The 15,287-nt window shown below is 55.5% G+C and carries 15 protein-coding genes; 6 read left to right on the top strand and 9 right to left on the bottom strand.

Features of this window, described 5'->3' with window-relative positions; genetic code table 11:
- Positions 1 to 67: 67 nt before the first annotated feature.
- A complete protein-coding gene (locus tag WCI03_10240; GenBank protein MEI8140233.1) occupies positions 68 to 1,021 on the bottom strand; it encodes a dihydrodipicolinate synthase family protein in 954 nt (317 codons plus the stop codon).
- A 128-nt stretch (positions 1,022 to 1,149) separates the two neighbouring features.
- Between WCI03_10240 and WCI03_10235 the strand changes: the two genes are divergently transcribed.
- Positions 1,150 to 1,992 (top strand): AraC family transcriptional regulator, encoded by an 843-nt coding sequence (locus WCI03_10235; protein MEI8140232.1) that lies wholly within the window; start codon positions 1,150 to 1,152, stop codon positions 1,990 to 1,992.
- Positions 1,993 to 2,120: 128 nt separating this feature from the next.
- Here the strand turns inward: WCI03_10235 and WCI03_10230 are convergent, their stop codons facing one another.
- A complete protein-coding gene (locus WCI03_10230; protein ID MEI8140231.1) occupies positions 2,121 to 3,329 on the bottom strand; it encodes a hypothetical protein in 1,209 nt (402 codons plus the stop codon).
- 95 nt (positions 3,330 to 3,424) lie between these two features.
- Between WCI03_10230 and WCI03_10225 the strand changes: the two genes are divergently transcribed.
- Entirely contained in the window at positions 3,425 to 4,378 is a 954-nt protein-coding gene (locus tag WCI03_10225) for an AraC family transcriptional regulator (GenBank protein ID MEI8140230.1), read from the top strand.
- 166 nt (positions 4,379 to 4,544) lie between these two features.
- Here the strand turns inward: WCI03_10225 and WCI03_10220 are convergent, their stop codons facing one another.
- The 6 genes from WCI03_10220 to WCI03_10195 form a co-directional block, all read right to left on the bottom strand.
- Positions 4,545 to 7,328 carry a glycoside hydrolase family 38 C-terminal domain-containing protein gene (locus tag WCI03_10220; GenBank protein MEI8140229.1) on the bottom strand — a complete coding sequence of 928 codons (2,784 nt, stop codon included), beginning with the start codon at positions 7,326 to 7,328 and terminating at the stop codon, positions 4,545 to 4,547.
- A gap of 47 nt (positions 7,329 to 7,375) precedes the next feature.
- On the bottom strand, positions 7,376 to 8,398 hold the full coding sequence (locus tag WCI03_10215) for a uroporphyrinogen decarboxylase family protein (GenBank protein ID MEI8140228.1): 1,023 nt from the start codon (positions 8,396 to 8,398) through the stop codon (positions 7,376 to 7,378).
- A gap of 229 nt (positions 8,399 to 8,627) precedes the next feature.
- Positions 8,628 to 8,792, bottom strand: coding sequence for a hypothetical protein (locus WCI03_10210; protein MEI8140227.1), 165 nt, complete (start codon positions 8,790 to 8,792; stop codon positions 8,628 to 8,630).
- 23 nt (positions 8,793 to 8,815) lie between these two features.
- Positions 8,816 to 9,040: a hypothetical protein gene (locus tag WCI03_10205; protein MEI8140226.1), complete on the bottom strand. Its 225-nt coding sequence runs from the start codon at positions 9,038 to 9,040 to the stop codon at positions 8,816 to 8,818.
- A 114-nt stretch (positions 9,041 to 9,154) separates the two neighbouring features.
- The gene (locus tag WCI03_10200; GenBank protein ID MEI8140225.1) at positions 9,155 to 9,799 is read right to left on the bottom strand and encodes a hypothetical protein; all 645 of its coding nucleotides are present in this window, start codon (positions 9,797 to 9,799) and stop codon (positions 9,155 to 9,157) included.
- Between the two features lie 211 nt (positions 9,800 to 10,010).
- A complete protein-coding gene (locus WCI03_10195; GenBank protein MEI8140224.1) occupies positions 10,011 to 11,297 on the bottom strand; it encodes an SGNH/GDSL hydrolase family protein in 1,287 nt (428 codons plus the stop codon).
- A 250-nt stretch (positions 11,298 to 11,547) separates the two neighbouring features.
- Between WCI03_10195 and rpsU the strand changes: the two genes are divergently transcribed.
- From rpsU to WCI03_10175, 4 genes are all read left to right on the top strand, one after another.
- The gene (gene rpsU / locus WCI03_10190) at positions 11,548 to 11,733 is read left to right on the top strand and encodes a 30S ribosomal protein S21 (protein MEI8140223.1); all 186 of its coding nucleotides are present in this window, start codon (positions 11,548 to 11,550) and stop codon (positions 11,731 to 11,733) included.
- Between the two features lie 67 nt (positions 11,734 to 11,800).
- A complete protein-coding gene (locus tag WCI03_10185; GenBank protein MEI8140222.1) occupies positions 11,801 to 12,715 on the top strand; it encodes a TIM barrel protein in 915 nt (304 codons plus the stop codon).
- A 31-nt stretch (positions 12,716 to 12,746) separates the two neighbouring features.
- Complete coding sequence (locus WCI03_10180; protein MEI8140221.1) at positions 12,747 to 13,661, top strand: GDP-mannose 4,6-dehydratase; 915 nt, start codon at positions 12,747 to 12,749, stop codon at positions 13,659 to 13,661.
- Positions 13,658 to 14,656 carry a lysylphosphatidylglycerol synthase transmembrane domain-containing protein gene (locus tag WCI03_10175; protein ID MEI8140220.1) on the top strand — a complete coding sequence of 333 codons (999 nt, stop codon included), beginning with the start codon at positions 13,658 to 13,660 and terminating at the stop codon, positions 14,654 to 14,656. Before WCI03_10180 ends, WCI03_10175 begins: the two co-directional genes overlap by 4 nt.
- On the opposite strand, the gene WCI03_10170 is transcribed toward WCI03_10175, so the two are convergent.
- Positions 14,631 to 15,260 carry a class II aldolase/adducin family protein gene (locus WCI03_10170; GenBank protein MEI8140219.1) on the bottom strand — a complete coding sequence of 210 codons (630 nt, stop codon included), beginning with the start codon at positions 15,258 to 15,260 and terminating at the stop codon, positions 14,631 to 14,633. The two genes, WCI03_10175 and WCI03_10170, sit on opposite strands and share 26 nt — an antisense overlap.
- Positions 15,261 to 15,287 lie beyond the last annotated feature (27 nt).

The raw sequence follows: 15,287 nt of genomic DNA, 5'->3' as shown, positions 1-15,287 counted from the left end.
GGGATGGGGAGGGTGTTCGGCATGTGGCGGTTTCCTTTCTTTCTCGATTGCAGTCGACAGGTTTCGTTTAATTTACCGTCTTCAGCCCGATCGCCTGCAGTCCTTCGCGCAGGCGTTGCACCTCGGCTTGTGGCAGCGGGCGCACGGGCCGGCGGAAGACCGGGCTGGAGATCCCGCCCAGCAGCCACTTGGCCACCTTCATGCGTTGGTGCGCGCCACAACCGGGTTCGCCGAAGTTATAGATCAACCGGGCCAGCGGCGCAACGGTCTGCTGAGCTTTCTTGGCGCGGGGCAGATCGCCTTCCAGGCAGGCATGTACCAGTTCAACCATGAGCTCGGGAGCAAACCCGGCGAACCCGATCAGGGCGCCGTCGCCCGCCTCCAGCAGCGTTGGCAGCAGGTACTCATCGTGGCAGGTGATGATGCTCAGGCCCGGACGGGCGGCCTTGAGCTGCTCGTAGTCCCAGAGCCAGCGGGCCATGTCGCGTGTGCCCATCTTGATGCATTGGACCCGCGGGATCTTCACCATCTCCAGCATTTCCTTGAGCGTGTAGCCAGCCTTGGTCCAGGCCGGATACTGGTGGATGACGATGTCGATATCCGCGCCCTCGGCCACGTCGGCGATGAACCCGATGGCTTCGGCGCTCGTGCGGCCGAACCGCAGCCAGTGGTGGGGCGGCATCAGGAGGATGCCGTCCGCGCCGGCTTCCTTCGCCGCGATGGCATGGTCGATGGCCGACAGGTTGCCCTCACCACAGACGCCGCTGATGACCTTGAGGCTCCTGCCGCTCTTCTTCACCTCTTCCGCCACGATACGGGTGACCGTCGCCCGCTCGCTCTCGCGCAGGCTCATGATCTCGCCGGTGTGGCCGTTGGGCACGAGGCCCTTAAGGCCCGGAACCACGGCCAGGTCGCGAATGTAGGCGCGCAGGCCGCCTTCATCCATCGATTCGTCTTCATGAAAAGGACATAGGGTCGCGGGGAATACGCCCATCCAACGATGCTCTCGATACTTACTCATTCGCATGTCTCCTTGTGTTATCGAATCCTTGACTACCATGGATAAGCCGAAGTATGTGCTAATAAGCGTGGCATGGGTATGGCATATTGTGCTTTCACTCATTTGGCATTTTGTGCTATTTTCTCGGCATGGACTGGAACGGTATCGACGTACGCATTGACTGGACCCGCTGCACGCGGCGGCGGTGGCCGGCGATGGCGCGGTTGGACTTCTCGCCGCAGGAACGGCGCAAACGGCGCAACGTGCTCCTCTACTGGTGGGCCGGACGCGGCGAGCGGCGGCTGCCTACCGGACAGGTGCCGATCCACGCCGGGTTTTGTCACTGGTCGCGGCCGGGGTGGACCTATGAATGCTCGCAAAGCCCCCGCAATCCGCTGGGCGTGACGGCGATCCACTTCGACCTGCTCGATGCGCAGGGCCGGGTCATCCCCCCGGACTCGGCGCACCTGCCGCCGGAGCAACTCACCGTGCGGTCCCCGCGTCTCGCGGAGGAGGTCACCCGCTGGATCGCCGAGCGCGCCATGGACGCCCGCGCGGGAATGGCCCTGCCGCCGGAACTCGAGACGGCAGCGAACAGCCTGCTGCGCGGGTTGCTGATCAAACTCACGCACGACACCCCCTTAATCCCCGGACCGCAGGCCGCCGAGGAACCCGTGGCCTGGCGCCGGTTCACGGCCCACATCCAGGAACACCTGCACGATCTGGGCGGAGTCAACCGACTGGCGGAAAAGGCCGGCTACACGCGCAGCCACTTTTCGCGGTTGTTCAAGACCCAGACCGGCCTCAGCCCCCGGCAATACGTGATCAACGCCAGGGTCGTACTGGCCAAGGAGTTGCTACGCGGGACCACTTTGAGCGTCAGCGAGGTGGCTAAGCGTGCTGGCTACGGCGACATCTTCCTCTTCTCCAGGCAGTTCAAACGGACTGCGGGACTAACGCCTTCCGCCTACCGGTCCCGCGCCCGCGAGTAATCACCGGATTGTGGGTCAGGGACTCCAGGGACACCTGCCGTGCAAGTCGTTGGATATCAATAATCTCTTTTCGGACCTGACATAGCTCGAGGCACCAAGTCAGAGAGGTAATTCCACAGAGAAAACAATTAATAGCGGCCATAGCGCTGGATGGCGGCCATCAGCAGGCGCATGCCGGTCAACCGGCTACCGTTGTTGATGGAGCCTGCTGCGGCGAATCGCAATCCGCGTTTTACTTTAGCCTGCTCGAAATCGCGAAGGAACTCGGCCACCATATTGGCCTCCTCGTTCCGGCTGAAGGTAAACGGCGCCAGTTGCCCGTCAATCACAGCGTTCGGACAGTATTGACGAATCTCTGCAACTGTCAGGGTCGGGCCGAAATTGGTTCCCTTGAGGTCCAATTCCGAGAGCAAGGGCAGCAGGTGGCCCATGTTTGAATCGCTATGCTGATAACGCCAGTCCTCGGGTTTCGGCGCATACCGGGCAAAAACGGCTCTGTGGATCGGCATGGCAAACCACTCGTATATCTCTGCATTAAAGAGGCAGCAATTATCATCCGCCCACCCCCACCCTTTCGGCGCAGTATCCGGCGTGAATCCCGCCTCCTCGTCAATCACCCGCGCCCGCTCCAGAATGGCCCGCTGGATCAGGTCACCAAATCGGCGCATCAGGGCGGGATCATCAAAGAAGAGAAACAACATATTTTCAATGCCATACACGGAACAGGCAAACGTGCAGGGACCACGCTGCCATCGATAGAGCGGCAGCTTCACACCCAGGGCGTCCAGACGACGTTTCTCATCAGACCAGTTATCGGGCAGCAGAAAATCATGTAAATGCTCCAGTCGCTGCTCCACACGATCCAGGAGCCTTACCAGTTCACCCGGGGTGCTGGCTGACTGCTTTAGCCACCATGACCCGGTCGCGCCTCCTTCCCAAACATTTTTGGATTCGAAGATATCATTCAAGCCCTTGACTTCCGGGCATTGTAAAGTCCGGTCGACAGACTTTTCGGTAAGCAGGCGACGTCCCACGATTTTTTCAGACAGATCGTTGTAGCGCCGGCTCAAGTCGAGCGCCCATGCTTCGTCCGTGTACTGGAAGCGCCACCAATCCTGCGCCACCCCCAGTTCATCAAACACACATTCCCAGTTGCAGATCGCTCCGAGGGGAATCTGTGGGATATCGGCGCCAAAGGGATCCTTATTCGCAACTTCCTGATCGGCCCAGAAACGCTCGATATCAACCGGGGCCAAACCGCCATTGGCCTTTGTATCGGCCAACAATTGATCGACCTGCTGCCGCTGTTCCGCCGTTGCCTGTTCGTATGCACCCATGACTGAATCCTCCTGCTTCAACTTATTAAGACGTATACTACTATGTCATAATACTGCTTGTTGACGCCATAATCATGTCATATTAGGATTTAACCATGTCAATTAATGATATTTCTGCGACTGAGGCACGGTTCACGGCGACGTCGCAAAGTCAAGCGGCGCCAGCGTGCATGAGTTTTCCCGGGTGCGGACGCTTCTACCTCACCAATCTCACCCTGTTCGAGAAACACGAGGGATCTACAAGGCAGCGCGAACATCGCCATGAGGTATTTCATCTCGTGCTGTTTTGTCAGGCGGACAACGAGATGATCCTGGAGGGGCGCAAGATTCCGACCCGTCGCGGGCTCTGCCTCCTCACGGCTCCCGGTGAGGCGCACTGCTTTCTCCCCCGCAGTAAAGGGATTACCCGTTATCATGCCATCACCTTCGCCTACGAAGGTATGGAATCGCCGCCATCGTGGCTCTCACTCCTGAACCATTACACAGGAATTCCCCTGCGGAACGCCCCTTCGGTGATCCAGATGCCCGAATCCGCCATGCTCACGCTTCCGCCCCTTCTGGCCAGTCTTCGCGACACCCTGTCGTCATCCGGCCCCATACCTGTCTTGAATCTCCACCTGGGCGTCCTGCAGTTGTTCGCGTTTATTGCAGGTGTTCTGGGCGGACAACAATTGCCCGGCACCCCGGCGATGCGATCCCCTGAAGTCAGCGCCCACGATTATCTTGATGCCCATTACACCCGAGCGGGCGGACTGGCGGCAGTAGCCGCCCGGGCGGGAGTGACTCCCGCACATCTCGGACGACTGTTCAAGCACCGTTACGGCGTTTCTCCCGGCCGCTACCGCGACGAGCTTCGTCTCGACGCCGCGCGCAATCTGCTGCGCCAGAGCGACCTCCTGGTGAAGGAAATCGCCTTCCAGACGGGATATTCCGACGCCTTCACCTTCTCCAAGGCATTCCGCCGCCATTGCCACTGCACTCCCCACGCCTATCGTTCACACGGCTCCAAGGAGCGAAGTGCCGGTATTCCCCTCTCAACCCGGTCATGACATGCGCTTCCGCCGGTAGTCTGTTGAACTCACCGCCATCTGCGATAGTGTCAGGGAGCGGGCCGAAACCATCGCCGCCGCACAACACTGCGCGGCCTATACCGATCATCGCGCCCGTCCCCTGTCACACTGAAATCTTTGATGGGATTTAGAATCAATTTCGTTTTCAGTTCATGGTTACGTTTATGGTTACGATTTGATGCGCTCCTGCACTCACGGTAATCTCATTCCCGACCACACGAGGTACCCCCGAATTCTTTATCGGCTTCTCATTCAGATCGATATACTTCGAGTCCTTCACCTTTCGCCATAAACGGATCGTGTCGGCCCACCTTTGCCCCGTCGGATTCCATAGCCGGATAACCAGCCCCCCCCCCTGCTCGGCCGGCTTTATCGAAGACAGCACCAACCTTCCCGCTTTCACCTCGATAAAACTCTGCGTCGCTGGTTCCTTACCCGTCATCGCCGGGTATCCGGATGGCCGGGATCCGGTCTGACGACTAATGATGCCTGCCTGAATTTTAGCGAGTTCACGCATGGCCTCGGCGCGTGGCAATACGCCACCAAACGGCATGAGTGCAAAACGATGGATAATTAGCCCACGTTCCAACCCATCCGATTCTCCGCTCGTCCCTACAGTCTTGCGGAAGGAACGCAGCAACGTGATCTGCATCGTCCGACGTCGGTCATCAGCCACACCGCCCTCGTGCAGTCCACCCGCCGAGAGAAAGGCCAGCCCACGCCTTCCCGCCGCCACGGACTGCATCCCCAGGAATGGCTTCTCCGCCTGCTCCATCTCCTGCCAAGTGGACGTCGCGGCATCTACCCGGATTTCCCGCTCAACGAAATCGAAAGGATGGTGCGCCAAGTACGTCTTAGCCCCCGCACAATCCGTAGGTAACAGCACCTTCAGCCGGTGATCCTCGACCGTGTTATCGATATGCGTCTCCACATCCACAACACGGGCACCACGCCGTAATGAAATCTGGCTGGAGACGATCAGCGGAACCTGTTCAATTACAGGCCGCTCCAAGGCGTGGTCGTAGCAGGCCGGGACCATCAGGGTCACCGTTACGCGGAACGACACGATCTCAGGCCCGTCATAAACCACGGCTACCTGCGCCGCACTGGCCGTTGATAGCCGTTGTTCATCGTTAAGCGAATGCCCGTGAAACCAGCCGTCACCAACCTCACTTCGATCCTCGAAGATTAACAGATCCGTATACGACTGACCGGTAACCTTGTCCGTGAGCGTGAGTGTCCCGTTGGATGCGATCGCAACCGCCAGATACTCGTTTTCTGCCGAAGTCGGTCCGGTGCGCAGGGTCCCCACGCTCCGTACCGGCATCGGGGACGGCTTGACACGAAGCGAAACAAAGCCGCAGGCGGGAAGTTCAACCCGTGCGGCAACCGTGTAGCGTGTGAAATCGCCGTCACTAATGAAACAGAATCTGGCAAACCGCGAGCGTTCGCTGGTTTTGGGAATAAAGGCCAACCTCTGATACGGAACGGTGTTGCCTGCGGCATCCTCCAATACGAATGTTTTAAGCCGTTGAGTATTGAATCCGTCGGCAGAATCCGTCGGCCAGTCGGTCGGTAGATCCACATCAAACGTCACAGCTTCATCCCTTGTAGTCGGCAGGGCATTCACAAGCGTGAGCGTAAACTCGTCTTTAGCCCGAGCAAGATCGCCGCACCCTGCCGTCAATGCGCCTAACGCCTGTACCCGCAACTGCTCTCCCAGCACTCGCGCCTGATCGTAGCGGTACATCATATCGCGATGAACTTGATCGATGGAGCAGCCACAGATAGAATCATGCGCATGATTGAGCAACACATTGCGCCAGGCCACCCGGAGGTGCTGTTCAGGCATGTTTGCCCCGTTCAGATTGGCTATAGCAACCAGGGGTTCAACCCATTTCTCGAGCAGATTCTGACAGGTATCATTAGCCTGCTTCATCCGTACCCGCGCCGAGACACAGTTGGGGATCAGCCACAGATAGGGCGCTTTGTTCTGACTGGGTTCGCGCAGTTCTCCCCGGCGTAAGGGCAGCGACCGGGCCGTGCGACGTGCCTCCTTGAAAAACTCCGGAAGCGTGGAGTGATGCGGCCGCACTTCCGGACAAGCCGCACGGATGAGCCGGAGATATCGCTTAACCTCTGAAGCGGGAGCAATGTGGTCCATCGCATCCATCAGGCATAGGGTTTTTCCGTTGGCACGGCTCATCTCGTGGCGCACATAGGCGGCCATTTCCTTGCGGCAATGCTTTTCACGAACGGCTGTGACCGCATCCGCGTCATCACCGGCCGCCATCAGATCCGCTCCGAATTCTTTCATTCCGCTGGTCAGAAAGGTGTCAACCTCCATCACCGTGCGCGGCACTGCCAGCGCGCCATATCCCTGCAAATCCTGCAATTTGAAGGTGAAACAACGGGAACCATCCGGTGCCTCCCACGTGAAAAACATGGGGGTAGTGGATTCGTTGGTGCCGCGGCCAAGAAGCACGTCGCGCATGCCAAATCCTGCAAAAATCTGGGGCAATTGTGAAGGATGCCCGAACATGTCGCACACAAACCCCACCGGCATGGGCTCCACGCCCCACTCGCCCGCAATCCGGCGTCCAAGTAACAGGTTGCGGATAAGGGCCTCATCTCCGACGCAGAACAGGTCGGGCATGGTGAACCACGGCCCGATCAGGATCCGCCCTTCGCGAATCAGCGAGGCCAACCTCCCCCGGTTCTCCGGTCGGATTTCAAGATAGTCGTCCAACACACAAGTTTGCCCGTCGAGATGAAAATACCGAAAATCAGGGTCACGCTCCATCAGGTCGAGCAATTCATCCATCAAACGGACCAAGAGAAACCGGTATTCCTGAAAAGGGCGGTACCACTCCCGATCCCAATGGGTTCCTGAAATATAATGAGCATCGTAAGTTATCGTTTTTTTCATGATTGTCTCCGGGTCATGTTCCTTCTTCAATTCGTATTAAGAACGGTCTATTCGATGGCCGCCTCGGCCATGGCCTGTACATTCGCGGGAGGAACATTCGGCAATAACGCCTCATGACTGGGGCTGACAATCAACCCGGGTCCCAACAGCTTTTTGACACGCCGCACCTCAGCTTTGATGTCATCAGGTGTTCCATGCACCAGCAAATGCTGGGTGTCGATACCGCCCATAAAGGCGATCTGCCCCTTAAAGTCACGCGCCAGCGTTTCGGCATCCATGTTATGGGCCAACGCCTGCAACGGATGCAGGCAGTCCACACCGGACTCAACAAGCCGGCCAATCACACGATGAATAGCACCGCAGGAATGCAGGATAACTTGATACCCCCACCGGTGTCCCTGCTCCGTAAACCGCTTAAACCAGGGCATGATAAACTCGTCAAACTGCTCGGGACCGCAAATTAAATCCAATTGCGTGCCAAAATCGTTGCCGAAGAAAAACCCATCCAGCCGGTTTCCCGCGAGCTTGAAAAACCGCTCATTGGCCTCGTAATAAAAGCCGCAAACCCGATCGGTAACGGCATGAACCACATCCGGGTTCGTGTACATCTTCACCATGTAATCTTCCATGCCGAACAGATCCATGATGTTGTGATAAAAACAGGTCCAGAACCCGCTTGCCCGGTATACCTCACCGGCATTGTCCAACGCCGCCAGACAGGTATCGAAGTTCAGATAATCCGGATTGGGCCAGGGGTAATCCTCGACCTCACGAACATCCTCGCAGTTGGCGAATGGCCCAGCTTGTCCATGTCTCTCCTTTTTCAATCCTGCGTCAAACATGCCATGTCCTTGTGGATCACGATAGACATCAGGGAAAAACTGAGGGCAAATCCAACGCAAATCATCACCGAGTTTCTGCCGTAGTTCCTCCTCTGTGCTGGTGCCAAAATAGTGATGATAGATCGGCCAGGTCGCCGCATCAGGATTCCCCATCCAGAATCCACAACGATCCGCAGGCTCCCCAGCAATTATGGCTTTGATTCTTTGTCTGCTGTTCATTTTGTGCATGATATTTTCTCCTTTAAAATCTGTACCACCCTGGGGGCACCGCCATGGAGTTGAACCCGCCCAACTCCTTCACCGTCGCAACTCCAGGGGCCCCGTCCTTCGAAGCGCAGGCCAAACGCCTGGATCAATTCCCCATCAGCAAGGCACGCCTGAATGCTTCCATTCTTCACACGGCGGATCCAGCCGGCGCGGCCGATGAAATGGATCGCACTATCCCAAGGGATCGGGGTCAGCCCTCAAACGATAAACCTTTCGCTAGTTTCGCTTTTTGCCGTAGTCCACCGAGGAGACCTTCGATATGATCCACCCGACCAGCGAGCATTTTATCCGTCTTTAGCGCCTGCTCCAACCGCTTCAACTGGAAACTGACCGCCGCCCCTGTGCCGACACCCATGAGACCAGCAACATTCCGCTGACTTAGGCCGCCGTACTTGCACAACATACCCGCGCAACGCCTCTATCTGTTCCGGCAATGGCAACCGCTTCACGGCCCCCACCCTCCATCTCTACGGCATATTTCGACAGCCGGTCCAGAAACCGCTCCCGATCCGCATCATCGCTAAACACCTTCCGCCGCTCCACCCCGCGGATCACCACGTGATAGATCGCTCCCTCATATTCTACCCTCAATTTCCTTACCATGTCTCAACGCTACCCTCCTCAACCCCCTTAGCGCAACTATATTTACCGTTTGAGGGCTGACTCCGCGGTGCCGACTCCGCGGTGCCTTGACTCCGCGGTGCCTTCCGCCTGCCCTTACGGGGCACGGCGTCCGGAAAAGGCGGCACGCAAACGACGATCGGACGAACTTTTTTGACGGCGAGTTTCAGGAGGTCCAATTTGTCGGGAAATCGCCTTGCGGAGCGCACGACTTTGCTGCCACTCTTCCCATGTCCAGGAGACCTTAAAGACCAGCATTGATTTCATTTGATATCTCCTTCTTAAATTGGCAATTGCCCTTGCCTCTACATCCGGTCGCGGATATACGGCCGTCAGGACACGCTCGACTAACGCCAATTCGACTGGCAGGATACTGATTTTTCCATAGGGTGTATCGATTTCCCGATAGGGTGAAACGGCTTCATTCTCGACGAAACCCAAAAGATCAACAAACAAGCCAGCCACCATCCAGCTCCGGGGCCCACCCGTAGCATCAAGTTGCCCCATAACTTCCTGAGCAACACGCAAAGGAATCGGGGTGAGTGACCGGCGGCAAAAGTCCACATCACCGGACATGTAGTCCCCCTCTGTATAGAATTCCACCGCAGAGCCACCTACAACAACAAGATCCCAACCGGCCTCCTTGAATACGGTCGTCACCAATCCGGAAAGTTTCATCGCCTTTTCAAGCAGATCCTGAGTGGATTGAATGTCAACCAACGCCTTTTTTATCATTTTCACGTTGATAAACTAACACTCAGACTGCTTATCCGCAACGGAAACCCGAACAGTGTGTTACCTCACAACCCTCACGGTAGAGGCGCGCTGAATCAAACTGGGCTCCAATTTTATCCGCCATGGCTGCTCAATCAGGACATTCCGGTGATTCCCATTATCGGGTCGCTCGATGTTGGCCACCTGACTGAAGATCTCGGAGCCACAGAAATAAAACTCACTGCGGCAGAGGTGGCGTGGCTGGCAGAGGGTTCGGTAACCAGCCGCGCGAACGCAGTTCTTTCTCCATAAACTCCGCCAATACCTTGTGTCCTGCTGGTGCCGGATGCATATAGTGAACGAGATATTCGGGAGGATACTGAGTCTCAGAGATCCGCTCATGGGTGTTAAAGTACGGCACACCCACTTCTTTACAGATCTCCACCGCCTCGCGTTGCATAGGCCCGAACACAAGTACATTGAACCGATGTTTGCGGCTTAACTCCATGATCTCGGCGAAACACTGTTTTACCCCGCTAATATCTGTTCCGCCTTTAAAATATTCAGGGACATTGCCCTCCTTATATTCACGCATATCGCTAATGCGATTTAAGGCAATCTCAGCAAATTTCTGGCGGTTAAAAACGAGGTAGTAGAGGAAAGAAGTATTTTTCCGGCTCCATTGGCTTTTTTGGGGAATGAAAAAAGGGTAGTTAAAATCATTGTCGCACCAGCCAATCACGACAATATCCGGGGCAAATGCCAGCGCCCGGCACTTCAGCATTTCGAGCTCAAGCTGGGTGTTATAACCCGGCACCCCGAAATTCAAAACTTCATAGACGCGGCCATCGCCCCTCGCATTAAGCTGACGGCCCAGAACCGCCATATAGGGATCCTCCTGCTCCACATCCCAACCGAACATGCCGGAATCACCCAAGCCGACAATCCGGAACGTGTTCGTCCCCTTGGCCTCCGGGTATTCCCGGACATCACGCATGCCAGAACTATTAATTCGAACCCAGTGGTGCCCGAAATCCATCACCAGCCGGGGTTGTAACTCATAAACCAGTCCCGGGAATGAACTCCGCCTGACAATGGCCGCCAGAGGATGGGAACTGCTGATCGTCTCTTTGGTCAGTTTAGAAGAAATTGCATCCAATCGATCCAGTGACTGACTTTCCTGGGTTCGCTTTAGAATGACCCGCAGCCCGACTTCCGCCACCAGAAATGCCAATGCCGTACTAAACGCACATAACACTAAACGTCCTGAAAAGACAAACCACTGCCGCCGACTATAATTCAACCCATACCGCAAAAAGAACCAACCAAACCAACCACAAAAAACCAGTCCAAACCGGGGTTGAGGATGGGTGGCATGAATGACACGACTCAACGGTCCCCCTTTGATGGCCATGAGCATCAATACCGCGACATTAACAAGGCTCAAAAGCAATAGCCCCCAGGCCAGTACCCGCCCCCATCGTGATTCGCCAAATTTGTGCAACCCGCTGATTACAGAACTCATGCCCGCTCCTTCGTTCATAATGTAGCTGGCAAGATAACCAAGGCCAGCGACTTTGACCATCTGGAATTCGCCCCACCCGATCCTCTCCTAATAACAGGACCACGATTTACAAACGCCTACTGTGCCCCACCATGACTTCAGGCAAAGAATTCCTTGAATTATCCGCCAAACTCCAGTATACCATGCGCCTGTTTGATTCAAGGATCAGCTAAATCAGGATCCGGATCACGAAGGGAAGGTGACATTACACGTGGCTCAAGTCAAAATTAGACGCGGCGAAACCGTTGACAAAGCTCTGCGGCGCTTGAAGAAAATTATGGATAAGGAAGGCATTATGAAGGAAATTCGTGCCAACCGTTATTTCGAAAAGCCCAGCGAGCAACGCCGACGCAAGGCAGCCCGTGCCCGCGCACGCGCGGCGTACAATATCGCCTGATTCAATTAATGAATCTCTGAAAGCTCCCTGGATTTCCAAATTCAGGGAGCTTTTTTTCTGTTAGCCCATGATCTTCAGCCTGACAACTCGTTGGAATGCCCGCCGGCATGAAACCGGCGAGGCCATGCTTGAGGAAATTCTCGACCTCGGGTTTGATCATGTCGAATTAGGCTTTGATCTCACCCCGAATCTGGTCTCCGGTGTACGTAGTATGGTCGCCGCCGGCCGCGTAAAAGTGGATAGCCTGCACGCCTACTGTCCGCTCCCTCCCGTTCCCTTCCCTTCGCCTGAACCTTTTACCCTCTCGGCTTCTGATCCCAATATCCGCGCCAACGCCTTGCATTATCTTGAAAACACCATCCGCTTCGCCGCCGAAATTGGAGCCCGCGTCGTGGTGGTTCACGCTGGCAATGTGGAAATGAAAATGTTCTCCCCGCAGCTTGTGGAGTTGACAGCAGCCGGGCGTCAATATGATGAGGATTATGAGAAGATCCGGATGCAACTTATTGTCGCCCGCGAGAAAGCGGTGACGGCTCAACTCCCCCATCTCTACGCCGGCATCGAACGCCTGATGCCCCTGCTTGAAGAAACCCAACGCACACTGGCTTTCGAGATTCTGCCGACCTGGGAGTCGATCCCCACTGAGGTCGAAATGGAACGTCTCTTGTCGCATTACAACTCACCCCGACTCCGTTGCTGGCTTGATATGGGGCATGGGCAGATCAGGGAAAATATCGGATTGATCAGCCATGCCCGCTGGGCGAAACGATTACGCCCCTGGCTCGCCGGCATGCATATCCATGATGTCCGCCCACCCGCCACCGACCACCTGATGCCGCCAGCGGGAGCCACTAAATTTGAATTGTTTAAAGAAGTCGCCCAGGATGATATCATCCGCGTGCTTGAACCCTCCCCATCAGTGGCCGCCGAGGACATCGCGGCAGGGCTGAAAATCATTCAAACCGCCTGGGCGAAAACGTGAAAAGTGAGACGTAAAAGATGAGAGTCATCGTATGAAAATATTAGTTACAGGGGCCTGTGGATTTGTCGGCAGGCATTTAATCAATGAATTGACCTTCAACGGCCATGAGGTGATAGGCCTGGATATCGGAAACACACCCGCCTGGTTAACGTCCTCAACTTATGTTTCAGCCAATATTACGGATGCCGAAGCAACTGATAAAGCCGTGAATGAGGCCCATGCCGATGCCTGTATTCATCTCGCGGCATGGGCCTTTGTCCCCTCCGGCATAGGCGACCCGGCCAAAATATTTGATATCAATCTTGCGGGCACCACTCATGTTTTGGAGGCATTCCGCAAAACATCTTCCCAAGCCCGCATCCTGTTTATCTCCACCTCTCATGTATACGGCATGCGCACTCGATCCGCCCCTATTCATGAAGACGAATTACTCGGCCCGGATACCTTCTACGCCATCTCCAAGGCTGCTGCCGATCAGATTTGTCTGCTCTACGCCAAACAATATAAAATGAACGTCCTCGTCGCCCGTCCGCATAACCACATCGGACCGGGTCAGTCACCCAAATTTGCAATTGCCTCATTTGCCAGGCAAGTCGCTGCCATCCGGGACGGAGCCCCCCCATCCATGAAAGTCGGCAATCTCGATAATCGGCGCGACTTCACCGATGTTCGTGACATTGTCCGCGCCTACCGTCTTCTCATTGAAAAAGGAAATGTGGGTAAGGCCTACAACATCGCCTCCGGTCATGAAGTCCGGGTAGGGGACGTGCTCACCCGCCTCTGCGAGTTAGCCGGCGTGAAACCTGATATCAGCCGGGACCCGGCCTTCTATCGCCCGACCGATGAAAATCCGACTCTCAATACGGACAGAATCCGTCACGATACCGACTGGGCCTCCATCATCCCCCTGGATCAAACCCTAAGCGACATCCTGAATCAACCATGAGCAAAGTAAGCCAGACTTTTTCAACCGTTCTGAAGCTCGGCATTGCTGTTGCTGTGCTCGCCTTTATTTTCAAAAAGATGGACATGGGCCAACTGAAAACGACCCTGCAATCCACAGCGGGCGAATGGCCCTGGTTGCTGGGTGGATTTCTTCTATGTCTTCTGCCAGTCATGTTGTGCATGGCCCGCTGGAAAATGATCCTCGACGCACAGGACATGAAACTCGGCTGGCGCCGGGTCAACTCAATCTTTTTTATCGGGCTTTTTTTTAACTCTTTTATGATCGGTCCTACGGGCGGGGATCTTGTTAAAGCCTATTATACCGCGCGGGAGACCAATCACAAAAAAACGGAAGCGGTCTCCTCCATCTTGATTGACCGGATCATCGGCTTATTGGTCATAGCACTCATCGTCGGAGTGATGATTCTGACCCGCTGGGATTTCTTTATGGCCCAGGCCGTGTCCCGCGTCTATGCCTGGCCGGCATTAACCGCCTGCGCCATCCTACTAGGCGGCAGCATCGTGGCGTTTAGCGTCCATCTTTTTGAAGTTTTCCCCTGGATCAAAAAGTGGAATCATATCCGACTCGTAGGCAATGTTCTGGAAACAGTTGAACGGGTCTATAACGCATTTTATGTATGCCGGGCCAACCCGCGACTTTTGCTGCGCCTGGCGCTCACCTCAGTGGTGGTTCAAATCTCATTTGTCGGGGTGGGTTGGTGTGTGGGTAATGCGCTGGGGATTAACGTCACCTTTCTTGACTACCTTTCCTTTATTCCGATGATAGGCTTGATTAGCGCTATTCCTCTTACACCGGGCGGCACGGGAATAAGGGAATTTGCTTCCATCCAACTCTGGTCGACACTTGGCGTCACCAACGATAAAGCCCTGTTACTCGCCTTCATCCCCTTTATTTTCATGCTGATCTGGGGACTCCCTGGCGGCATTCTCTTCCTTCGCCAGGGGGCAGTTAAGCCAGTGAACAGTGAGCAGTGAGCAGCACCGTCCCGGCCTCATCCAAATCGCGGCCGATCGAGATCACGCCTTCCTCATGCCCGGCCATCACGGCTAGTTTCCGCTGAGACAGGTCGGTTTCACGATAAAGGCGAAGAATCTCGCGGGCCATTTCAGGGGTCCCATATGCCACATCAGGAGCTGTTGTAGGCACGGTATTAAGGAGACGGCGCCAGAAATCAAGATGATGCACATGAATCACCGCCCCGATCGCCGGATCGGCCTGATAAAATGCCGCATGCGTCATGCATTCCGCGGAAGGCGTCGTAAGCGAAGATTCCGCCCGAAAATCAACGGCATTACGCTCCAAATCAACATGCACAATCTCCGTATAGTGCTGCGAACCAAGATGTTCCAATCCACCCGTTCGTGTTGCAGTGATCATAAAGCCTCCGGCTGACCGGGTGCTTATGTTACCATATCCGATCCCTTTCAATTCACCCTCCTGATACATACCGATCAACTGGAGGATGAAAAGCCGCTCTCGCCAGAGATTTAGCGAAGCCAGAATTGCAGGCGGAAAGGCCATCGACTCAATAAAATGCGGGGAAAATTTAAAATATCCTTCTTTTGGCTCTTTGATCATGTGACATATTAACCAGTTTTTCCTTGA

This window comes from bacterium (genome assembly GCA_037143175.1).
GTDB lineage: Bacteria > Verrucomicrobiota > Kiritimatiellia > CAIKKV01 > CAITUY01 > JAABPW01.
This window is presented reverse-complemented; position numbering and strand designations above follow the sequence as displayed.